This is a genomic window from Streptomyces sp. NBC_01261 (genome assembly GCF_036226385.1).
Taxonomy (GTDB): domain Bacteria; phylum Actinomycetota; class Actinomycetes; order Streptomycetales; family Streptomycetaceae; genus Streptomyces.
Genome location: NZ_CP108463.1, coordinates 2,848,162 through 2,870,464 on the forward strand (window position 1 = coordinate 2,848,162; position 22,303 = coordinate 2,870,464).

Below are 22,303 nucleotides of genomic sequence, written 5' to 3' on the forward strand. Positions count from 1 at the left end.
TGTCTGCGCTGGGCCAATGACGAGAGATCGCGTAGGTGCGACCTTCGAGACGATGCCGGAGATCGCCGGCACAACCCTGTGGCACAACTCCGGAGGACCCCAAATGTCCGCTCTAGCCAGCTGGTGCCATAGGCACCGGCTCGTCGTCCTTCTGGCCTGGGTGGGCTTGTTGTTCGCCCTGGTAGCCGGGCTCAGCGTGGCCGGGACCAACTTCGGCAACAGCACGACCGCGCAGAACACCGACTCGGCCAAGGCCATGGCTCTCCTGAAGCAGGGCGCGAGCAGTTCGGCAGGCGAGAGCGGGACCGTGGTCTGGCAGGTGCGCAGCGGCACGGTGACCGATGCTTCGGTGCAGCGGAACATCGCGAACGCACTCGACCGGGTCGCACACTCGCCAGGTGTGGTGTCCGTGGGCAGCCCGTACACAGCAGCGGGTCATCAGCAGATCAGCAAGGACCGTACGACGGCGTACGCGACCGTTGCTTTCGCCGAGGGCAGCAGCGAGGCACAGACCAAGACGGTGGAGAAGCTCGCCACCTCACTTGAGTCCGGGACGCTGCATGTCGCGCTCAACGGCCAGGCCTTCTCCGTGACCCCCGCGTCGAACCCGGCCAGTGAAGGGCTCGGCATCGTCGCGGCGTTCGTCATCTTGCTACTGGTCTTCCGGGCGGTGTGGGTGGCTGTGCTGCCCATCATCACGGCCGTCGCCGGCGTGGGTACCGCTTCCCTGTCCGTGATGCTGCTCAGCCATGTCGTCACCCTCCCCGACACCACGCTCACCCTGGGCGCGCTGATCGGCCTCGGCGTCGGCATCGACTACGCGCTGTTCATCGTCAACCGCCACCGCCACAACCTCATGGACGGCATGAGCGTCGGCGACTCGACGGCGAAGTCCCTCAACACCTCCGGCCGCGCGGTGATCTTCGCCGGTCTGACCGTGGTCATCGCGCTCCTCGGAATGTTCACGCTGCGCCTCGGCATCCTCAACGGCATGGTCATCGGCGCCGCCATCACCGTCATCCTGACCGTGTTGGCCGCCATCACCCTGCTGCCGTCACTTCTCGGCTTCATCGGACTCAAGGTCCTCAGCCGTAAGCAGCGCAGGCAGTTGGCCGGTCACGATCACCATCCCGACGAGGCCGGGCTGTGGGGGCGGTGGGCAGCGCGGGTCCAGGCCCGGCCGAGGATCCTCGGAGCCATCGCCGTGGTGATCGTCACGGCCGTCGCGTTCCCGACGCTGTCCCTGCGCCTGGGTTCGGCCGACGACGGCAACCTGCCGACATCGTCGACGAACCGTCAGGCGTACGACATGATGGCCGACGGCTTCGGCCCCGGCTTCAACGGCCCGCTCGTGCTGGCCGTCCAGGCGCCCAGCGCCGCGGACAAGGTCGCGGCTGCCGACCTGGCAGACAAGCTTCGCCAGGTCGACGGCGTGGCGAGCGTCTCTGCGGCCCCGATGCGCGACGGGCAGGACGTCGGTGTGATCAGCGTGGTGCCGACCACGTCACCGCAGTCCGTCAAGACGTCCGATCTCATCGACCATCTGCGCTCGGACGTGGTCCCACGGCTGGAGAAGGGCACCTCGATACACGTGTACATCGGGGGTACGACGGCCAGTAACGACGACTTTGCATCGGTGCTGATCGGCAAGCTGCCGATGTTCCTGGCGGTGATCGCCGTGCTCGGCTTCCTGCTGCTGACCATCGCCTTCCGTAGTCTGCTGATCCCGGCCGTCGGTGCGCTGCTCAACATCCTCAGCATCGGTGTCGCCTTCGGCTCGATCGTCCTCGTCTTCCAGCACGGCTTCGGCAGCGGTCTGCTGGGAGCCGGGTCGGCCGGTCCGATCGAGTCGTTCGTACCGATCCTGATCATCGGCGTCATGTTCGGACTCTCCATGGACTACCAGGTCTTCCTGGTCAGCCGGATGCGCGAGGAATGGGCCCGCACCGGGGACAACCGGAGCGCGGTCCGGGTCGGCCAGGCCGAGACCGGCAGGGTGATCGCCGTGGCCGCCGCCATCATGTTTTGCGTCTTCGGCTCCTTCGTCTTCGGCGGGATGCGCATGATCGCCGAATTCGGTCTGAGCCTCGCCGTAGCCGTCGCGCTCGACGCCCTGCTCATCCGGATGGTCGTCGTACCCGCCCTCATGCACCTATGCGGACGCGCGAACTGGTGGCTGCCGCGCTGGCTGGACCGGACCCTTCCCCGCGTTTCGGTGGAAGGCCCGCCCGATGAGCCCGCCGACCGGACCCCGAACCCGGTTCGCGTGCCGCAGTCGGCCGGGATCCCAGACTGATAATCAGCCGTCGACAGCGCGGGCCGGGGCCGCTCGCCCCGGCCCGCGCTGCGTACGGTAAAGGGGTGCAAGTGACACACACATGGCTCAGCTGGTGGACTCGCCATGATCGGGTCAGGGACGCGTTCCCGGCTGCGCTGCTGGTGGCAATCGCCGTGGTGGCGAACGCGGCGGGCAAAGACGGCTGGCACCTCCCCCGCGCCGAAGGAGTCGGCTGGACGGTCCTGGCCTGCGCGCCCCTGGTCGTACGCAGCCGCTGGCCCCTGGCGGTCGTCGTCGTCACGCTCGGTATCGACCTGGCTCACATGGCCAACGCGCCGGGATACTGGCTGGCCCCGGCGGCAAGCCTGGTCGCCCTGTACACCTTCGCGACCCACACTGACCGTCGCTCTGCCTGGGCCGTGGGGCTCACCGCGACTATCGCCATCACCACCACCTACGCGATGGCCACCTCGCAGCCGGCCTTCTCCGCACAAGCTCTCGCACGACTCGACCTGGCGATCGCGGCCACCGCCCTCGGAGACGCCATCGGCAGGCGCCGCATCCGCCTCGCCCGGGTCGTGGCCCGCGCCGAAGACGCCGAACGCACCCGGGAGGAGGAAGCCCGCCGCCGGGTCACCGAGGAGCGCATCCGCATCGCCCGCGACCTGCACGATGTCGTCGCCCACCACATCACTCTGGTCAACGCCCAGGCCGGGGTGGCCCAACACCTCATGCGCACTGACCCGGACACGGCGTACCAGGCCCTCGCACACATCAAGGAGAACAGCAGTAACGCACTCGACGAACTGCGCGCCATGGTCGGCCTGCTCCGCGAGTCGGACGACGCCCCCGAACCCCGTCACCCCCTTCCGAGCCTCAGCGGCCTCGACGACCTGGTCGACTCCTTCCGCACCAGTGGCCTACCCGTGGAAGTTGTACGCAGTGGCGAGCCGGAATGGGTGGCGCCCACCACGGATCTGACGGCCTACCGCATCATCCAGGAGGCACTCACCAACGCCCACAAGCATGCGGCGGCCACGCACGTCCAAGTGGCGCTGGACTACCGACCGGAGAGCCTGCGGATCACGGTGACGGACGACGGCCGCCCCGGCACGGCAAACGGCGCCGGCACGGGTCACGGCCTGATTGGTATGCGCGAGCGCGCCGCCGCGATCGGCGGCAAAGTCACCGCCCGGCCTCGGCCGGAAGGCGGCTTCCACGTGTTCGCTGAACTCCCCGTCACCCTTTCCTCGAAAGGTTCCTGATGACCATTCGTGTCCTGCTCGCCGACGACCAGGCACTGCTGCGTGGCACCTTCCGGCTGCTCATCGACGCCCAGCCGGACATGGAGGTCGTCGCGGAGGCCTCCAACGGTCGCGAGGCGGTCGAGTTGGCCCGCAGTGAGCAGGCGGAGGTCGTGTTGATGGACATCCGAATGCCCGAGGTCGACGGCCTCGAAGCCACTCGGCTGATCGGCCAGGACGAGGACCTGGCCGGAGTGAAGGTGCTGGTGCTCACCACGTTCGAAGTGGACGAGTTCGTCGCCGAAGCGCTGCGCGCCGGAGCGAGCGGGTTTCTGGGCAAGGGCGTCGAGCCCGCACAACTCCTCGACGCCGTCCGGCTGGTCGCGAAGGGGGAGGCTCTGTTGTCTCCCGCCGCGACAAGAAGCCTGATCTCCCGTTTCCTCGCGCAGCCTGCACCGCACGGTCCCACCGATCCGGACCGGCTGGCCACCCTGACCCCCCGGGAGCGCGAGGTGATGACTCTGGTGGCGACGGGCCTTTCCAACCAGGACATCGCCGAGCGACTCTTCGTCACGCCGGTGACGGTCAAGACCCACCTGAACCGGGCCATGGCCAAACTCGGCGCCCGGGACCGCGCCCAACTCGTGGTGATCGCCTACGAGACCGGCATGGTCCGCCCCGGCTCCACACAGCAGACCGGGGAACCACGGGTCCGTCGAACGGACTAGCTTCGGGTGAAGCCCGTCTGGTAGGCGCCGACTACCAGTTGAGTCCGGTCACGCGCCCCTACCTCGGCCATGAGCCGCTTGCCATGTGCCTTGGCCGTGTACGTCGACAGGTAGAGCCGTTTCGCAATGTCGTCGTTGGCGAGGCCGGTGGCGAACACACCCAGAACTTGGTACCCACGTTCGGTAAGGCGGGCCATGCCGGTTGGAGCCGGGCGCAGCGCGGACTCGGGACTGGTCAGCTCGGGCGGAAATGCTGTTCAACAGGCTCAACTCACGGCTGGCCCACACGACTCGAGTTACGCCGCTGGCCAGACACACCCGAACGCTCGGAGGCCGACGCGTCAGGATGCGTTGGAGACTCTGTTCTCCGTGACGAGACCTCCCGTCAGGCCAGCAGCGACCAAGGCAGCGGCAGCCGCGACGACCCGGTCGTTCGCGGCGGTCTCAGCCACTGTGACCCGGATTCCCTCCCCCGCGAAGGGCCGAACGAGCAGGCTCTGTTCCTCGAAGAGTTCCGCCCCGGCAAGCGCGTCAGCACCCAGCGGGAACCAGACGAAATTCGCCTGAGTTTCGGCGAGCGCCCAGGCCTGATCAACGAGAGCCTTGGTGACACGGTCGCGCTCAGCCACAAGTGCGTCGACACGTTCGGCGAGTTCGGCCTCCGCACGTAGTGAAGCAACGGCTGCCGCCTGGGCGAGGGAGGTGACGGCGAACGGCAGCGCCACCTTGCGCTGCGCCGCTGCCAGGGCGGCCGGGGCGATGGCGTAACCGACGCGTAGTCCGGCCAGGCCGTACGCCTTCGAGAAGGTGTGGGCGAGTGCCACGTTGGGGCGGCGACGGAAGACGTCTATTCCCTGCACGGTGTCGGGGCGCCGGTTGAAGTGTGCGTACGCCTCGTCGATGAGCACAGTCACGTCGCTGGGCACCCGTTCGAGGAAAGCGTCGAGTTCCGCCCGACCGACCGTCGTACCGGTGGGGTTGTTCGGATTGCAGACGATGATGAGTCGAGTGCGCTCGGTGATGGCCGCGGCCATGGCGTCAAAGTCGTGCTCGTGCCGCTCGTTGAGGGGCACCCGGACGGGTACGGCCCCGGCGGCAACCGTGAGTAGCGGGTACGCCTCGAAGGACCGCCAGGGGAAGACGACTTCGTCTCCATGTCCGGCTGTGGCGCGGATGATCTGGGAGATGACCTCGGATGAACCGCTGCCGAGCACGACATTGGCCGCCTTCACCCCGTATCGCTCGCACAGTCCCGTGACGAGTTCGCGTGCGGCGGTCTCCGGATAGCGGTTGACTGATTCGGCCTGAATGGCGATGGCGGCCAGGACGGACGGGAGCGGTGCGTACGGGTTCTCGTTCGAGGAGAGCTTGAAAGGGCCCGGCCCCGAGCTGGGAGAGGCCGTCTTGCCCGGCTTGTAGTCCGGGATGCCGGCGAGATCAGCACGCAGACGCAGGTTCGACATGGGTTCGCTTCCCGTTGAGTGGCGAGACAACAACCGAATTGACTATAACCATTTAAGTCATTCATGCGAATGTGATCTGGCGTGCCGAGGAGGCCGACGCGAAAGCACAGCTGTACGACAGGCTCGACCCTGCGAGTGGGGGCGTTGCGCTGGAAGGATGGAGTCGAAGCAGGCCCAGGACGGATCGATGCCGCGATGGGAGCCCGGCGCGCACCCGCAGCAAGTCTGATCGGGCAGTGGCCTGGAACGGCGGTACTCGCACAGCCCGGCCCCTGCGGACGACAGGCCCTGGCAGGTCGCCGACCTCAAGGGGGCTGCGCGCTGTGGCGGGTCCCGCTGGATTCACGAGAGGAAGCCGCCTGGCGACACCCGCAGCGCCGCCAGGCGGGTCAACGCCCTCCCCTTCGGACCCGCATGCTGGAGGTGACCTGCGAGTACACCAAACACGGTGTCAGCTCCGTACAACTCCGAGGGCTGGGCACCGGTCGGCGCCTCGGCGGGTCACAAAGACCGCCTTCCCCAACCTGCGTGAGATGGCCAGCCCTCAGCTCACCGCCGTGCAGACCTATATGACCCGATGGGTCGTCCCGCTCGACGACACCAGCTTCAAGAACTTCACTGTCGCCCGGGACGCGGACCTCAGTTTCCTCGGCGATCCGCACTCCAGTGTGGGCATACCGACTTCCGGGGGTACTGGGACTGCTGGAGCAGCCCTGCCCCTTCCTGCCGGTGCAGTTTGCCAAACCGCCCGCGGTCCGGGCCTTTCCCTCGGCGTCGACCTTGCGCCTGGGTGGATGAGCCCTTCACCGATGTGTCGGGCTTGCCGGGAGGTGACGCGGCCGGTGTAGTGATCCGGGTCGGGCCGGGGATCCGTATCCGCCCGAGGGTCAGCGGTCGAGACTGCCGTGACGCTCCACGGCCGTCCGCACCCTGGTCTGATCGCCCGAACGGATCGCCGCGACGAGGTCACGGTGCTTCTCCAGTCGCTGCTCGGAGTCGGCGACGAAACCTGGCACCGGTAGCCGCGGGGGCGAGTCGCCGTCAGCGGCGAGTTCACCGTCGATGTAGTCGACCAGATTGAGGTAGAAGGCGCGCAGCACGGCGTTGGGCGAGATCTCGGCGATCCTGCGGTGCAGCCTCCAGTTGGCATGCAGGCCGTTCACCGGGTCGTGCCACACCTCGGCCAGCCGGTTCATGAGGTCGTCCAGATCGCGCAGGTCCTGGTCGGTACGGTGGACCGCGGCGTCGCTGACGACGGCCTCGTCCAGCGCAGCGAGTACGGCGATCATCTCGTTGACCGTGGAACCACGCTGCCTCAGCTCCATCACGCTGTGGGCGAGCCGCAGCAATGGCGAGCGCTCAGTGACGAAGAGGCCGCCTCCCGGACCGGGACGCGCCTCGACGACCCCGCGTCCGCGCAGGACGCGTAGCGCCTCACCCAGAGTGGCGGGGGCAATGCCGAACTGCTCGCACAGTTCCTGCTTGGTACCGAACCGGTAGCCGGCAGGCAGCCCCTGGCGCGTGATCGTCTCCTCGATCTGCTCCACCACGGAGTCCACGATGGATCCCGTGTTGCGCGCCCGGTTGAACGTCACCACAGAGCCGTTCCCCGCTGAGCCGGCCTCCCTGGATGCTCCCGTGCCGCTGGACGACGCTGCCATCAAACTCCCCTGTCCCGACGCCATCGTGGCCCCGAGATCCGATTCTACGGTCCGGGTTCACGGTTGACGCGAATCGACCATTCGATAGTATCGAATATAATGAATCTATCTGACAGAGCCACGCCTGAGAGGACTGTGACGTGATGGCAACGCCCACTGGCGGAGATCTACTGGCCGAGTCCCTGGCGGCCCAGGGCGTCTCGCGCGTCTTCGGAATACCCGGGGTCCAGCTCGACCCGGCGGCGGACGCTCTCTACAAGCGCGCCGACCGGATCGACTTCATCTGCGCGCGCAATGAGCAGGCCACGACCTACATGGCCGACGGGTACGCCCGCAGCACCGGTGAGGTCGGGGTCGCCATGGTCGTGCCGGGGCCGGGGGTCCTCAACGCGCTGTCCGGCGTAGCGACGGCTTACTCCGCGAACTCGCCCGTGCTCCTGCTTGCCGGGCAGATCGACTCCGCCCTCATCGGTAAGGGGTTTGGCGCGCTGCACGAGATCCCCGACCAGACCGGGATTCTGGAGCGCCTCACCAAATGGACGGGCATCGCCCGCAGCCCGGAACAGGTGCCGGTCCTGGTGGCGGAGGCTTTCCGGCAACTGCGCAGCGGACGCCCGCGCCCGGTCGCGCTCGAAGTACCGCCGGACGTGCTGGCAGCCACCGCCGACGCGCCCATCCCCGGCCGGGTCGCTCCCTCCCCTGTGGAGCCCTACGCGCGGGCGGTCGCGGAGGCCGCCGCCCTGCTGCGCGGCGCCCGTCATCCGCTGATCATCGTCGGCGGCGGGGGCATCGCCTCCGGCGCCACCGCCGCATTGGTACGGCTCGCCGAGGCGCTGGAGGCACCTGTACTGGTCAGCGAGAACGGCCGGGGGGCCATCGACGCCCGCCACCGGTTGGCCTTCGACGCGCTGGCGCTGCGGGCCTTCCGCGCCGAGGCGGACGTGGTGCTCGCCGTGGGCACCCGCTTCATGACCGCCTTCGGCACCCAGGTGGACACCGGGGGCGCCAAGGTGGTCCTGCTCAACGCCGAGGAGGCCGACCTGCACGGCCCCCGGGTCGCCGACACCCGTCTGCACGCCGACGCCGCCCTCGGCCTTGCCGCCCTCGCCGACGAGATCGGCTCCACCGCCCCGGCCTCCCGGGAGGGAGAGTTCGCCGCCGTCCGGGCCTGGCTCGACGAACAGTTCGCCGACATCGCCCCGCAGCGCGAATACCTCGGCGCGATCCGGCAGGCCCTCCCGGAGGACGGCGTGCTGGTCAGCGAATTCACCCAGGTCGGCTACGCCGCAGGGGCCTGCTACCCGGCGTACGGGCCCCGCACCTACATCGGTCCCGGCTACCAGGGCACCCTCGGCTACGGCTTCGCGACCGCGCTCGGCGTCAAAGCGGCCGACCCGGATCGCGCGGTGGTGTCGATCAACGGCGACGGCGGCTTCTCCTGGACCCTTCAGGAGCTGTCCACCGCTCGGAAGTACGACCTGGGGCTGGTCACCGTTGTCTTCCACGACGGCTTCTACGGCAATGTCCGCCGGATCCAGAAGAACCGTTACGGCGCCCGCTACTTCGCCACCGACCTCGTCAACCCCGACTACGCGAAGCTCGCGTCGGCCTTCGGCATCTCCTCCGCCCGTGCCGTCAACCCCAAGGAACTCCAGGGCGCCCTCACCGACGCAGTGTCGGCCGGCGAACCGGTGTTGATCGACGTACCCGTCGGCGAGTTCCCGTCGCCCTGGCACCTGATCCATGAGGGGATACCCCGTCCAGCGCCCCTCGCCCCCGACGCCCACCTGATCACGGAGACCTCATGACGGCCGTCCCCACCCTCATCGGTCACTACATCGGCGGCGCCTGGACCGAACCGGGCATGGAGCGAATCGACGCCCCGTGACCGGCACAACCCATCTTCTTCAGCAGTCCCGGCTACACCAAACCGAGGAGAATTCCATGACGCGGCCGGACCCGCACTCGTATCTCACCGACGACCAGCCGCGCATCCGGCACATCGACTGGACGGCAGCAGTCGACTTCGACCACAGCCACCTGGACTGCGTCGTCCAGGTGATGTTCGACCGGCCAGGCCCGGCAGCCGTCAGCCTGGACACCCGTGCGCTGGACATCCAGGCAGTGCGCACCTCTGCGGGTGAACCGGTCGCGTTCGAGATCGGCCCACACGACAAGGTGCTGGGCGAGCCTCTGTCGTTCACGCTGCCCGACGGGCTGGACAAGGTGTCGATCACCTACGCCACCTCACCCGAATCGACCGCGCTGCAGTGGGTCACCCCTGAGCAGACCTCCGGCGGTACTCACCACTTCCTCTACAGCCAGTGCCAGACCATCCACGCCCGCTCGATGATTCCGCTGCACGACAGCATGTCGGTGCGCCTGACCTACACCGCGCACATCACCGTCCCTGAGGGGTACACCGCGCTGATGTCAGCCGACTCGCTGGGCGACACCCCCGGCCTGCCCGGAACCCGTACCTTCGAGTTCTCCGCCGCCAAGCCGATGCCCCCGTACCTAGTCGTGCTGCTCGCCGGCCACATCGAATCCGCTGAGATCGGGCCGCGCAGCCGGATCTGGGCCGAGCCCGCTGAACTTGACGCCGCTGCGTGGGAGTTCGTCGGGGTCGAAGAATTCGTACGGGCAGGCGAGGAGGTGTACGGCCCCTACCCGTGGAGCCGTGCCGACCTGGTCGTGATGCCGCCCAGCTACCCCTACGGCGGCATGGAGAACCCGCAGCTCACCTACCTCACTCCCACCGTCATCACCGGCGACCGCTCCCTGGTGGACACCCTCAGCCACGAGATCGCCCACCACTGGGCCGGTGACATGGTGACCGCCACCTCCATGGAGCACTTCTGGCTCAACGAGGGCTTCGCCAGCTGGGGCGAACGCCGTATGTCGGAGGCGGTGCACGGGCGCGAGGTCGCTGAGATGCACGCCGCCGTGGTGCGGACCCTCCTCGACGAGGACCTGGCCTACTTCGCGGACCGGCCCGAACACACCAGGCTCCGCCGTGAGATGACCGGCGTGGACCCCGACGCCACCTCCTCCTGGGTTTCCCACGAGAAGGGCTACCTCGTCGTGCGGGCGATGGAGGAGTTCGTGGGCCGGGAACGGTTCGACGCCTTCGTCCTGAAGTACTTCAAGGACTTCGCGTTCTCCTCCCTCACCACCGAGGAGTTCGTCGACTACGCCCGGCGGGAACTCACCAACGACTTCGACTACCAAGAGTGGCTGTACGCCCCCGGCCTGCCCGACTCCGCCCCCCGGGCCCATGCCATCCTCCTGGAGGAAGTCGCCAGGACCGGACAGGAACTGCCCGACGAGGAGACGTCGGCGCACTGGCGGGCCGAACAGTGGCACTACTACGTCGCCCAGCTCAAAACCCCGCAGGACCCCGCCTTCCTCGCCCGCCTGGACGAGCACTACGGCTTCACCACCCACCGCAACCTCGACATCCGCCAGCTCTGGATCCTCGTCGGGCTGCGCAGCGACTACGCGCCCGCCGTCGATGCGGCGTTCGACATGGTCGCCCGCATCGGCCGGATGCGCTTCATCAAACCGCTCTACGACGAACTCGTGGACAACCCGGTTACCCGGCAGCGGGCCATCGACGCCTACGCCGTCAACCGGCCGCGCTACCACTCCATCGCCGCCAGCGTCGTCGACTCACGGCTCGTGAAGCTCGGCATCGACCCCGAAAACCTGCCCGTCAGTACCCCGGCACCCGCTTCCGGCCAGTGAAAACGGAAAGAGCCGCGTCGTGTTCGAACTGCTGAAGGGCTCACCGAACTGCCCGGTCCCGTAGGACACGAACACCATGTCGCCGACCACCTCGACAAGAGGTGGACCGCTGCCGGCGCCCGAGTCCGGCGCACCCCGGTCGGCAACGTCATCGCCGAACTGGGGGGCAGCGGGCCCCGGCTGCTGCTCCAGGCCCGCATGGACGAGATGAGCCTGACTGGCTTCGTAGGTGACGGTTGACTCCGCTTGTAGGTCAGTTCTGACTCCACCTGGTGCGTGGGGGGCGCGATTTTGTAGGTGAGAAATGACTCCACCTGGCAGGCCCCGCCGCGACGGGCTGAGCCGGTGCAGGGCCAGGAGTTCAAGGGCGTTATTGTTCGGGCCGCGTGGGAACACGGGTTGGACGATCACTTTGGTTCTGCGGCCTGGGAGAACCTATGCGGGCGAAGTCGGGCACGGGCGAGTTGATCGCCTTTGTGGGGGCTCGTTTGGCAGAGACCGCAGAGCAGGCCGAGTTGTTCCACGAGCTGGCCTGCGCTGTCGTCGCCTTGCGAGAGGCGGGACCGCGCACTGCCGTGCTCGAAGGCTGTGCCTGTCCCGTCCCGAGAGAGATGCTTGACCGGGCTCTGGCGCTCCGGGCGGAGTTGGACGACTGCGAACGGCGGATCCGCTGCCAGGACCCGCGGGATCCCAAGTGGCCGCTGGACCCTGTCTTCGCCGAACAGACTCTCCGCGTCCTTGCGCTGCCCTTCGAACTGCACCACCAGTGGCGGGACTCGTGGCTTCCCGGATGACATCAACGTATCTCAGGCCGGCTGGAAGGGTGCTGAGTACCCCCGTAGGACGGCGCCGTCTTCTTCAGTGCCTGTCCTTATCCCCCCGGTAGAACGCCTGGCGGTTCCTGCCTTGAGGCAAGTGACAAAGTCACGGTCCGTTTTGGCTGCCCGAGAAACACGACGGCATGGCACGTGATCAACGAACCTTGCGCCGTGGCAATCTGCGGCCAGCAGGACGACTTGGAGCCGGAGGTACACCGCTCGTGGCGGCGAACATCAACCCCACCGTCAGGAGACGCAGTCTGGGGGCAGAGCTCCGCGGGCTCCGCCTGGCCAGTGGGCTGAAGAGCACCGAAGTGGCCGAGCGGCTGATGGTCTCCCAGCCGAAGATCAGTCACCTGGAGAACGGCAACCGCGCCATCAGCGCCCGCGATGTGCGTGACCTGTGCGCGATCTACGGAGTGACCGACCAGCAGGTCATCGCCTCCCTGATGCAGATGGCCAAGGAATCCGGACAGCAGGGCTGGTGGCACGCCTACGGCGACGTCCCCCAGAGCGTCTACATCGCCCTGGAGACGGAAGCTGCCTCCCTCCACGCCTACGAGTCCATGGTGATCCCCGGGCTGTTGCAGACTCCCGCCTACGCCCACGCCGTCATCGGGGAAACGATCCCTCTCCTCACTGCCGAACAGGCCGGCATGCGCCTGAAAGTGCGGTTGCGCCGGCAGCACCGGATCTACGATCCGGCCCGTCCGCTGTGCCTGCGGGTGGTCCTGGACGAATCGGCATTGCGCCGCGTCGTCGGCAGTCCTGACGTCATGCGTGAGCAGTTGGAGCACCTGAACGCACTTGGCACCGAGCCGCACATCACGGTGCAGGTTCTCCCGCACACCGTGGGCGCTCATCCGGGACTGTCAGGACAGTTCTCCGTCCTGGAGTTGGCCGAGAACCCCGACGCAGTGGTGTATCTGGAACGGTTCAGCAGCGATCTCTACCTGGAGAAGCCGTCCGACGTGCAGCACTACGGCGTGATGTTCAACCACCTCCAGGCCCTGGCCCTCAGCCCCGACACCAGCCGTGACTTCATCACCGACGTCACCAAGATGTACATCGACACGGTGAGCCGCCTCTGAGTGCGGTTTGCGAAGTTCTGGGCGTCGCACTGACGGTCTCGCCGTGGTGATGGGAGGATTGAGCCAGGCCCGAGGACCCAGGTGAGACCTCTGGGCGGGGTTGCTGACTGCCAACGCCAGAACGATCAGTCGCGTTGGGTCTCGCGGAAGGTCGGCTGTCCGCTTCTGCGAGAACTTCGGCGGGGCGGTGGGTCTGCGGCACGAACGCCTGCGGAGGACCGCGGCCCTCCTCCACCCGGATCTCCGGACGGCGTCCGGAGATGCAGGCGCGGACCATCGAATACGTCACGCCCCGGGCGTCGTGCTCGTCGATCAGCCGGTCGAAGACCCGCTTGACGGTATGCCGCTGCTTGCGCGGCGCGTCCAGGTCCTCTCGCAGGATCTCATCGATCGTCGCCTTGAACGCGTCCAGACGCGAGATCCGGGGCGGAAGCTGCTTGCGCGGCGCCGGCCACACCGACTCCAACGCCAGCGCCACCGTCCTGCGGCCCACCCCGTACTTGGCCGACAAAGCCCTGCTGGACAGCTCTTCGGCCCGAGCGTCATGGCGTATCGCCGCGTACAACTCGACCTTCGAAAAGGGCACTTGAGCCATCCAGCGCCAGCCGATGCACCCCGATACTCGCACCACAAGCCCCCAAGTGGAGTCAGATCTCACCGACATCAACTGTCCGCCGACAGCACTGGAGTCAGAACTGACCTACTACTGGCCTCAACTCTCACCTACAAAGCCACCTGACGGTCCGCGCCATCAGCAAGGACGGTTTCCCATGGCTGTCCTCCTCCCACCGGGGCGGCGATCTGGGCATCCTGCCCGAGGCCCTGAACCTGCCCGCCGAGGTGTTGACCCGCAACGGCCCCGTGGCCGGCATCTTCGCCCGCCCCACCGGACACCTGCGCGGACATGCCGATACCGATCCCTCCTGGGACGGTGTGCACCTCGACCTGGGGCTGCCGGACCGGGCCGCCGTCCTCGCCGCCGGAGTCCACGTCGGCTGTCCGGTGCTCTACCGGGCCGAAACCCGCCGGGTGGGTCGTCATATCGCCGGGAAGGCGTTCGACGACCGGATAGGCCTGGCCCTGATGACCTCTCTGGCCGAGCGGGTGGACCCGACCGCCCTGCGGTACAGCCCGGTGTTCGCCGCGACCGTGCAAGAGGAGTCCGGCGCCGTCGGCGCCTCCTCGCTCCGGGCCGACCTCGGCGGCCTCGACGCGGCCATCGCCCTGGAGGTCGGCCCGGCCAGCGACACCCCGGGATCACCCCTCGGCTCCCACAGCGTCCGGCTGGGCGGCGGCCCCTGCCTGGTACACGAGGACGCCGCCGCGCACTACGACGTACCGCTCACCGACCGTCTCGCCAGCCTCGCTGACGAGCACGGCATCCCCTTCCAGCACGCCGTCTTCACCAATTTCGGCACGGATGGTGCCCACCTGATCGCCCAGGGCGTACCGACCGCGCTCTTGGCCGTACTCACCCGCCACACACAGCTCCTACGAGATGGTGACCGAGGACGACGTACGGGCGGCCCTACGTCTCTTGGAGGCATACCTGACCGAGCCACCGGCCTGACCGCATCGGGCCTGGCCATCTGCAACGCCGCACACCCACCCCGATGGGCCCATCTCTCCGGGCACATTGGAGCGCTCCTGATGCCCCACCCTCTCGGCATCGCACCCTCGAAGATCATCGCCGCCCATCTCAACTTCCCCTGCTCGGCCGGCGAACGCGGCTGGAGCTGTCCACCGCGCTCTTCGAGTACCTGGAAATCCTCCCCACAAGTCCCGGGATCTCCTGGCGCCGACCGCCCTCACCCGATCCTGTTTCCAAGCCGTGATCATCGGCTCGATCAACGCCCACTGCTCGTCCGCCAAGTCGCTCGGATACGGTCTTCGCTCCATGACTCGCGGCGTACGAGGAGGCCGCGTGGCGCGACCGCGGGAGGGCCGCACCACGCGGCTGGGGCGGGTCGATGGATCAGCTGTGTGCGGACGGGGTCGGTGCGGCGGGCTGGGGGTTCTTCTTCGGTCCGCGGGCGATTCCGGCGGCGAATGCGGCGAAGGGGATGACGCCGAGCACGATGCTGACGCCCATACTGCCGCCGGTGACGAGGGTGAAGTTGGAGAAGACGAGCCAGAGGCTGGCCAGCAGACCCAGCACGGCGAGTACCGGCGCGATCCGAGTCTGCCAGGGCCTGCCCTCGGCGATGTGCGGGTTGCGGGCGAAGAAGACCACCACAGCGACGGAGGTGGTGAGCATGAGCAGGACCATGCCGACTGTGGAGACCCCGGCCATCGAGCCGAACACGCCGACCAGCGGGTCCAGGCCGATCAGGGCGCAGGCACCGACCAGGACCAGCGCGGTTGTGGTCTGGACGATGGAGGAGAAGGACGGCGAGTGGTGGCGCGGGTGGACGGCCCCGAGCCGGGCGGGCACCAGGCCCTTGCGGGCGAGGGTGAAGGTGTAGCGCGCGATGACGTTGTGGAAGGACAGCACGCAGGCGAAGAGACTGCTGAGCAGCAGCACCTGCATGATGTCGCGCAGTGTGGTGCCGACGTATTGCTGGCCGATGTCCATGAGCATGTTGCCCTCGCCGGTGAGGGTTTTGTCGGCGACGGCGGACGCGTCGTCGGTGCCTGCGGCCAGGACCAGGGCCCAGCAGGAGACGGTGTAGAAGGCGCCGATGATGAGAACGGCCAGGTAAGTGGCCCGTGGAATGGTCTTTTCCGGGGTGCGGGCCTCGTCGCGGAAGACGGCCGTCGCCTCGAAGCCGATGAAGCCGGTGAGGGCGAACAAGACGGCTACGCCCAGCGGGCCGGAGAGTGCCGCATGAGGGGTGAAGGACTCGACGTTGATGCCGTGCGCGCCGCCCTTGGCGAAGATCACCGCGTCCAGGACGACCACCACGGCGATCTCGAGTACGAGCGCCACGCCGAGCACCTTGGAGCTGAGGTCGATGTGGCGGTAGCCGAGGAAAGCCACGATCCCGAGTGCCACGAGTGCCCACAGCCACCAAGGGGTGGGCGGGCCTCCGAAGTACTGGATCACGTTGTCCACGGCCCATCCCATGTAGCCGTAGACGGCGACCTGGATCGCCGTGTAGGCGACCAGCGCGACCGCAGCGGTTCCCACTCCGATGCGGTCCCCCAGGCCGCGGGTGGCGTAGGCGTAGAAGGCGCCGGCCTCGGGAACGTGCGGCGTCATGGTGACGAATCCGACGGCGAAGACCAGCAGGACCAGTGAGGCGATCGCGAAGCCGACGGGGGCGCCGGCGCCCGGTCCGCTGGCGATGGCGAGCGGGACGTTGCCGCCGATCACCGTGAGGGGCGCGGCGGCGGCGATCACCATGAACACGATGGCGCCGGTCCCGAGCTTCCCCTGGAGGTTCGCGGGTGCCTGGGGTCTGACGGATTCTTCCGTGGAGAGATCATTCAGCATGTGCGGTCCTCTGTGAGCGGTGCAGTCGAGGTCGGGGCGGGGGCCTGGAGCTCCGGCCGACGGTCGGCCAGGTAGGGGTTGGTCTTGCGGGCTTCCCGGACCGCGGCCGGATCCACGGTCGCGAAGATCAGCTGGTTGCCGTGCTCGACGCTGTCGAGGACGTCCGCCGACGGGCCGACGATGGAGCTGCGGCCGACATAGCGCAGCGAGCCCTCGTCCCCGTCGTGGTTGATGTAGGCGATGTAGACCTGGTTCTCCCAGGCGCGGACCCTCAGCAGGTGCTCTGCGATGAACTCATACGGCTGCATCTGCGCGGTGGGCACGGCGATGAGATCGGCGCCCGCCACCGCGGCGGCGCGCACGTTCTCGGGGAACTCCACGTCGTAGCAGATCAGCATTGCGATCCGCGCTCCGGCGTAGTCGACGACAGGGCTCGATCGGTCGCCGGGGGTGAAGTATCTGCGGTCGAGTTCGCCGAAGAGGTGAGTTTTGCGGTGGCGGCCGAGCACTGCTCCGGCCGGGTCGATGAAGAAGGCGCTGTTGTAGTAGGCGCCGCAGTCGTACTCCGGCGCACCGAGGACAAGAGCGATGGCATGGTGCCGGGCGATCTGCTGTGCCGGCGACAGGAGGTCGGTGTGGGCCAGGTCCTGGACGGTGTCGCCGATGTCGTAGCCGGTGAGGAACAGCTCGGTGGTGACCAGCAGGTCGGCGCCCTCGGCACGGGCCTGGCGGCATGCCGCGTCCAGTTCTCGGAGGTTGGCTTCGACGTCGCCGGGTGTCCCGGCGGTCTGCAGGCCAGCGATCTTCATCAGGGATGCCTTCAGATCGAACATCGGGGGAGGGCGGCGCGAGTCATAGAAACATGCTCACTTTGATCAGGTAAAGGTCTGCGTGTATCGATTCCGTAAATCGGCCGACGTCCCGGCCCTTCATGACCTGCGCCGGGATGGTGCTTACCCTGGCTGGATGGCAATCCATGACGACATCGGCGTACCAAGCCCCTTGACCAGCAGTGCCCTTGCGGCCATCCGCCGCACCAGCGCGGTCGACACGGTCCGGGCGCGGATCTCCCTGGCGGTCGATCTGGGTCTGCTGGTGCCCGGCGAGCGACTGCCGAACGTCCAGGCCGCGGCGGCTGCGCTGGGTGTCGGCGAGATCACCGTCCGGCGAGCCTTCACTGCGCTGGAGCGCGAGGGAGTCGTCGAGCGCAGGCCCGGCCGCTCCGGGGGCACCTTCGTCGCCGCCCAGCCCCGCCGCCACACCGTGGCCGAGGTCGCCGCGTACCAGCAGGACAGCGAGCGGGTGCACCGGCTGATCGACGAACGCATCGTGCTGGAGGTTGGCTTCGCTTTCCTGGCCGCGGACCGCCTCGGTCAGGAGGGGCTCGACGGACTGGACCGCTGCATCGAGGAGATGGACGAGGCGGAGAGCTGGGCCGAGTTCCACGCAGCCGATAAGCGGTTCCACGTGGGCATCGCCCACGAGGCCGGGCTGCCCTCCACTCTGGTGATGTACGAGCGGGTGGCCAAGGAGCTGTATCTCTACTTCCTGCCGTACCCGATGAGCTATCTGTGCAGCAGCAACGAAGAGCACAAGCGCATACGGGCGGCGCTCGCCATGCACGACGGCGCCTTGGCGGCCCGCCTCGTCAAGGAGCACATCACGGAGCTGCACCGGACGATGTACGTCGGATTCGCACATTCCGCAGACCAGGACAACGGCAGCTAACGCACCAGTTGGGACCCCTCCGATGAAACAGCCGTCCGTGCCGGTTCGCTCCAACTGCCTCCGGCCACCGCAACCCCGTAGGGACATGAGCCCCGGCGAGCCCTGCACGTGCCTGCGAATGAGCTGACGTCAGTGTGCCGGCGCCCAGCCACACGCAGACGGCCCACCGACACAGGCCGCTCCCCGACGCCTCGACGTGCGAGAGCGACGCCGGCTTGCGTGCCAGGTGCAACGCGGGCGCCGACACGACCTCGGTGTACGCGTTCGCCACCCGCGGGAACAACGGCATCCCGAACACCTCGTCACCGGGCCTGAACAGCCATGTCCCGGGCGCCTGTTCGACCACGCCGCTGATGTCCCGGCCGCGGACGAACGGCAGCGGTCCGACCAACGGGAACTCGCGGGCGCGCAGACACGATGAGCGGTTTCGGTGATCCCTTTCTCGCCGACTGTCCCGCGCGTCTGACGGTTAAGCTCATCGCCGACAAGTCGACGGTGGTCGCGCTCTACGGCCTCAGCAAGACCCCGCGCGACATGGGAAGTTGATCGAGCTGATCGGCGACGTCTCCCGCAAGATACTCACCCAGACGCTCCGCCGGCTGGAGTCCCACGGACTCGTCCGCCGCCACGCCTACGCCAAGGTGCCGCCCTGCGTCGAGTACGAACTCACCCCGCTCGGCGCGACACTGATCGATCCGATCCACATGCTGACCGAGTGGGCGAGGGCGAACGGCAACGCCGTGCTCGACGCCGATACCCAGCCGGCCGCGTACAGCGGCTGAAAGGCGCTGAGGATCGTCTCGGCCGCCCCTCGGTATCGGCCCGGCCGCGCTCAGCCTGCAGGCTCTCGACGCGTGGGACGATCTGCCGCATAAGGGTGGCGGTCCCGATCATGACCACGAGCGTCTCACCGGTCACACCCGAGGTGCGGTACACGAGGTCAAGCGCGTGGTTCATACGGCGGACCCGGCATCCCGCCGAAGTCGGACCAGACCGATGATCTACGCCATGGTCACCAGCCGCCGACCAGCACGAGTACCCGACTGGCCATTCACGCCAGGCCCCGTGACCTGCAGCTTCACGATGCACAGCCGATGGAGAGAATGTGCCACATCGGGCTCTGTCCCATAAATCGGCGGTAGCACTGAGTGGTGCCGACAGTCAGGGGCAACGTGCTAGATGCAGTCGACGCAGTAGCCCGACGTCCCGGACACGCTGGGGCGTGTCCGGGACGTCTTGCCGCGGTGGCCGCTTTCTTACACCGCGGCGATGCCCTCCATGCCGGAGGCGGCGAAGGCGGGCAGGCCTGTGACCGTCGTGATCTTCGTGAGGGCGCCGGTGCGTTCGACACGGAAGCCGTCGACGGTGCCGGAGGTCGCGTTCTGGACGTAGACGAACTTGTCGGCGGCGACGGCGAGGTCGATGACGCCCTGGGACATTCCGGACGGCGCGGCGGCGATGCCGGCGTCGTTGGTCAGGGCGAGTCGGCCGTGCGCGTCCTGGCGGTAGCCGCTGACGGTGGAGTTGCCGGTGTTGCCGCCGTAGAAGAAGTCACCGGCCCGCTCCAGCCAGCACAGGACCATCTGTCCGTTCGGCAGGGACGCCTGTACGGTCTTCAACTCGCCGTCGTGGCGCACCTTGTAGGTGGTGACGGTGGACTTGGCGGCCTCGGCGACCAGCATGCGGCCGGACTTGTCGAAGGCGATGGCGAACGGCACCATGCCCGCCGACTTGTTCACGGCCGGCTTGTCCGCCGGGAGGCCGTCCTTCCCCACGGGGAAGACCTCGATGGTGTTCGCCGACTTGGTGGTGACGACCAGGTCCCGGCCGTCCGGCGTGAACGCGACCTGGCCCGGCGAACTGCTGAACAGCGGCACCTTCTCGTTCTTCAGCGCCAGACTGCGGTTCGAACCGCTCAGCGGTTTCAGCCCCTTGGAGGTGATCCGGAAGCCCTGCACGCTGCCCGCGCCGCCCGCGTTCATGACGTAGGCGAGATCCCCCGAGACCGTGACGGCGGACGGGAAGTCGCCTCCCGTGGACACTGTTTGACGGTCCGTCAGTTTCTGGCCGTGCACGGCGAAGGACGTCAAGGTGCCGCTACCCGCGTTGACCGCCAGCAGGCGGCCGGAACGGTGGTCGTAGACGAGCGACCCCTGCGAGGCGAGCGAGTCGGTCGGCGCGTCGGTCTGGTCCCCGCCCTTGCCGCCGGTCGCGTACTTTCCCGCAGCGGTCAACTTCCCGTCGTCGCCCCGGCGGAAGACGCGGATGGTGTTCCCGGCCAGTTCGTTGCCCTGGACGAAGACGGCGTGGTCGGCCTTCGAGGCGGCGCGAGGGGTGGGTGAAACCTGCGCCGCGGAGGCTCCGTTGACCATAACCACGGCCGCTGCGACGGCCACCGCGCCACCACCAGTGACAGCGATCCATTTCCGCGGCTTCAACCTGCGCTTGTTGTGCCTACTCACTTACGCCTCCTCCGATCCGGGGTCTTGCGTGACCAGAGTTGGCGAAGTGAAGAAGGTTGTGAAGGCTGACGCGGCCCACGTCAGAGTCTCGTAAGACCCAACACGGCTCCACGGACGCAGAGTTGACGGGCTTCCCGCCCGCCCCTGTCAGCTGTCACGTCGGGTGAATCGGGACGCGCGATTGCGGGGCAGTCGCGGGAAATCCACGAGGCGTCCGACAGCACCGCCGCCAACGACCTGCGGTATGTCGACCCGGGCTCCAACCTGCGGTCCAAGGGTACCGACGGCTTCTCACCGATCAGCTCCTGGCCGTTGGATGCTCGGCGCGCGGACCCGGTGAACTGCAGCTGCGTACGCGGTTCAACGGGCAGTTAGGCCAGGACGCCGCCGGGCCCGACACGAGGTGCCCGCCCTCTCGGCGGGCGGGCTGTTCCGGTCCGCCCGCGCCGCATAAGAAGCAGGCCGGGACATCCCGGTGCGTCATGGGGGGGGGACGGCGAAGGCCGCCTGGTTGTTGACGACGGAGCTACAGTCAGGCTCCGAGTGCGTCGATGAGGGCCTTCGTGACGTCGTCGGTGGAGGCGGTGCCGCCGACGTCGCGGGTGAGGATGCCGGCGCCCGTGGTCGCCTCGACCGCCTTGTGCAGGCGGGCCGCCTGGTCGGGAAGCCCGAGGTGTTCGAGCATCAGGGCGGCGCTGCCGACCGCGCCGATCGGGTTGGCCAGGCCCTGCCCGGCGATGTCCGGGGCGGAGCCGTGGACGGGCTCGAACATGCTGGGGAAACGGCGCTCGGGGTTGAGGTTGGCGCTGGCGGCCAGGCCGAGACTGCCGGCGAGGGCGCTGCCGAGGTCGGAGAGGATGTCGGCGTTGAGGTTGGAGGCGACGACGACGGACAGGTCCTCGGGGCGCAGGACGAATTTCGCGGACATCGCGTCGACCAGGACGCTCTCCGTCTCCACGTCAGGGTAGTCGGCGGCGACGCGCTTGAAGACGTCGTCCCAGAGGACCATGCCGTACTGCTGCGCGTTGCTCTTGGTGACAGAGGAGACTTTGCGGCGGGTACGGGTCCGAGCGAGGTCGAAAGCGAAGCGCATGATGCGCTCGCAGCCCACCTCCGTGAACAGGGCCGACTGGACGGCGACTTCACCGCCGTGCCCGCGACCGGAGAAGTTGCGGCCGCCCAGGCCGGCGTACTCGCCCTCGCTGTTCTCGCGGACGACGATCCAGTCCAGCTCGGTGTCGTCCGCCTTGCGCAGCGGGCTCTGGACGCCGGGCAGGAAGTGCACCGGGCGGACATTGGCCCACTGGTCGAAGCTCTGACAGATCTTCAGCCGCAGTCCCCACAGGCTGATGTGGTCCGGGACGGTGGGCCAGCCGACCGCGCCGAAGTAGATGGCGTCGAAGTGCTTGAGCCGTTCCAGCCCGTCGTCGTCCATCATTTTGCCGGTCTGCTCGTAGTAGCGGCAGCCCCAGGGGAACTCCTCCCACTCGAAGGCGAACGCCCCGTGGGAGTCGGTGGCCAGTGCGTCGAGGACGGCGCGGCCGGCGGCCACGACCTCGGCGCCGACGCCATCGGCGGGGATGGCGGCGATACGGAAGATGCGGGTAGCGGTCACAAGGAGCCTCCGGTGATCCAGATCGATGTCTT

16 protein-coding genes and 4 pseudogenes are annotated in these 22,303 nt (G+C 68.0%); 11 read left to right on the forward strand and 9 right to left on the reverse strand.

Going from position 1 to position 22,303, the window contains the following annotated elements:
• Positions 1–103: 103 nt before the first annotated feature.
• The 3 genes from OG226_RS12395 (at position 104) to OG226_RS12405 (ending at position 4,250) form a co-directional block, all read left to right on the forward strand.
• On the forward strand, positions 104–2,296 hold the full coding sequence (locus OG226_RS12395) for an MMPL family transporter (protein ID WP_329348961.1): 2,193 nt from the start codon (positions 104–106) through the stop codon (positions 2,294–2,296).
• A 71-nt stretch (positions 2,297–2,367) separates the two neighbouring features.
• The gene (locus tag OG226_RS12400) at positions 2,368–3,543 is read left to right on the forward strand and encodes a sensor histidine kinase (protein WP_329348962.1); all 1,176 of its coding nucleotides are present in this window, start codon (positions 2,368–2,370) and stop codon (positions 3,541–3,543) included.
• Entirely contained in the window at positions 3,543–4,250 is a 708-nt protein-coding gene (locus OG226_RS12405) for a response regulator transcription factor (RefSeq protein WP_329348963.1), read from the forward strand. The genes OG226_RS12400 and OG226_RS12405 overlap by 1 nt, the downstream gene beginning before the upstream one ends.
• Here the strand turns inward: OG226_RS12405 and OG226_RS12410 are convergent.
• From OG226_RS12410 to OG226_RS12420, 3 genes are all read right to left on the reverse strand, one after another.
• The gene (locus tag OG226_RS12410) at positions 4,247–4,447 is read right to left on the reverse strand and encodes a response regulator transcription factor (RefSeq protein ID WP_329348964.1); all 201 of its coding nucleotides are present in this window, start codon (positions 4,445–4,447) and stop codon (positions 4,247–4,249) included. The genes OG226_RS12405 and OG226_RS12410 overlap by 4 nt on opposite strands.
• 144 nt (positions 4,448–4,591) lie before the next feature.
• Complete coding sequence (gene hisC / locus OG226_RS12415) at positions 4,592–5,713, reverse strand: histidinol-phosphate transaminase (RefSeq protein ID WP_329348965.1); 1,122 nt, start codon at positions 5,711–5,713, stop codon at positions 4,592–4,594.
• Between the two features lie 887 nt (positions 5,714–6,600).
• Complete coding sequence (locus OG226_RS12420; RefSeq protein WP_329348966.1) at positions 6,601–7,308, reverse strand: FadR/GntR family transcriptional regulator; 708 nt, start codon at positions 7,306–7,308, stop codon at positions 6,601–6,603.
• A gap of 209 nt (positions 7,309–7,517) precedes the next feature.
• Here OG226_RS12420 and OG226_RS12425 point away from each other — a divergent pair, with 209 nt between their 5' ends.
• The 6 genes and pseudogenes from OG226_RS12425 to OG226_RS51550 all read left to right on the forward strand — a co-directional run.
• Positions 7,518–9,182, forward strand: coding sequence for a thiamine pyrophosphate-dependent enzyme (locus OG226_RS12425; protein WP_329348967.1), 1,665 nt, complete (start codon positions 7,518–7,520; stop codon positions 9,180–9,182).
• 136 nt (positions 9,183–9,318) lie between these two features.
• Positions 9,319–11,121: a M1 family metallopeptidase gene (locus tag OG226_RS12430; protein WP_329348968.1), complete on the forward strand. Its 1,803-nt coding sequence runs from the start codon at positions 9,319–9,321 to the stop codon at positions 11,119–11,121.
• Between the two features lie 488 nt (positions 11,122–11,609).
• A complete protein-coding gene (locus tag OG226_RS12435; RefSeq protein WP_405988412.1) occupies positions 11,610–11,915 on the forward strand; it encodes a hypothetical protein in 306 nt (101 codons plus the stop codon).
• A 245-nt stretch (positions 11,916–12,160) separates the two neighbouring features.
• The gene (locus OG226_RS12440; protein WP_329348970.1) at positions 12,161–13,030 is read left to right on the forward strand and encodes a helix-turn-helix domain-containing protein; all 870 of its coding nucleotides are present in this window, start codon (positions 12,161–12,163) and stop codon (positions 13,028–13,030) included.
• A 398-nt stretch (positions 13,031–13,428) separates the two neighbouring features.
• Positions 13,429–13,620 carry a hypothetical protein gene (locus tag OG226_RS12445; protein ID WP_329348971.1) on the forward strand — a complete coding sequence of 64 codons (192 nt, stop codon included), beginning with the start codon at positions 13,429–13,431 and terminating at the stop codon, positions 13,618–13,620.
• 271 nt (positions 13,621–13,891) lie between these two features.
• Positions 13,892–14,452 (forward strand): annotated as a pseudogene (locus OG226_RS51550) (hypothetical protein); the annotation flags it as partial.
• A 387-nt stretch (positions 14,453–14,839) separates the two neighbouring features.
• Here OG226_RS51550 and OG226_RS12455 read toward each other — a convergent pair.
• The 3 genes and pseudogenes from OG226_RS12455 to OG226_RS12465 all read right to left on the reverse strand — a co-directional run.
• Positions 14,840–14,929: pseudogene (locus tag OG226_RS12455) on the reverse strand (IS5/IS1182 family transposase); the annotation flags it as partial.
• Between the two features lie 76 nt (positions 14,930–15,005).
• Positions 15,006–16,466 (reverse strand): APC family permease, encoded by a 1,461-nt coding sequence (locus OG226_RS12460; RefSeq protein ID WP_329348973.1) that lies wholly within the window; start codon positions 16,464–16,466, stop codon positions 15,006–15,008.
• Positions 16,460–17,275 carry a carbon-nitrogen hydrolase family protein gene (locus OG226_RS12465; protein WP_329348974.1) on the reverse strand — a complete coding sequence of 272 codons (816 nt, stop codon included), beginning with the start codon at positions 17,273–17,275 and terminating at the stop codon, positions 16,460–16,462. Before OG226_RS12465 ends, OG226_RS12460 begins: the two co-directional genes overlap by 7 nt.
• Before the next feature lie 157 nt (positions 17,276–17,432).
• Between OG226_RS12465 and OG226_RS12470 the strand changes: the two genes are divergently transcribed.
• A complete protein-coding gene (locus OG226_RS12470; protein ID WP_329348975.1) occupies positions 17,433–18,194 on the forward strand; it encodes a FadR/GntR family transcriptional regulator in 762 nt (253 codons plus the stop codon).
• Positions 18,195–18,336: 142 nt separating this feature from the next.
• Here the strand turns inward: OG226_RS12470 and OG226_RS12475 are convergent.
• Positions 18,337–18,606: pseudogene (locus tag OG226_RS12475) on the reverse strand (NADP-dependent oxidoreductase); the annotation flags it as partial.
• 5 nt (positions 18,607–18,611) lie between these two features.
• On the opposite strand from OG226_RS12475, the pseudogene OG226_RS12480 reads away from it, so the two are divergent.
• Positions 18,612–18,976, forward strand: a pseudogene (locus tag OG226_RS12480) (winged helix-turn-helix transcriptional regulator).
• A gap of 474 nt (positions 18,977–19,450) precedes the next feature.
• Here the strand turns inward: OG226_RS12480 and OG226_RS12485 are convergent.
• Positions 19,451–20,656 (reverse strand): lactonase family protein, encoded by a 1,206-nt coding sequence (locus OG226_RS12485; protein ID WP_329348976.1) that lies wholly within the window; start codon positions 20,654–20,656, stop codon positions 19,451–19,453.
• A 532-nt stretch (positions 20,657–21,188) separates the two neighbouring features.
• Positions 21,189–22,271 carry a tartrate dehydrogenase gene (locus OG226_RS12490; protein WP_329348977.1) on the reverse strand — a complete coding sequence of 361 codons (1,083 nt, stop codon included), beginning with the start codon at positions 22,269–22,271 and terminating at the stop codon, positions 21,189–21,191.
• Between the last annotated feature and the right edge of the window lie 32 nt (positions 22,272–22,303).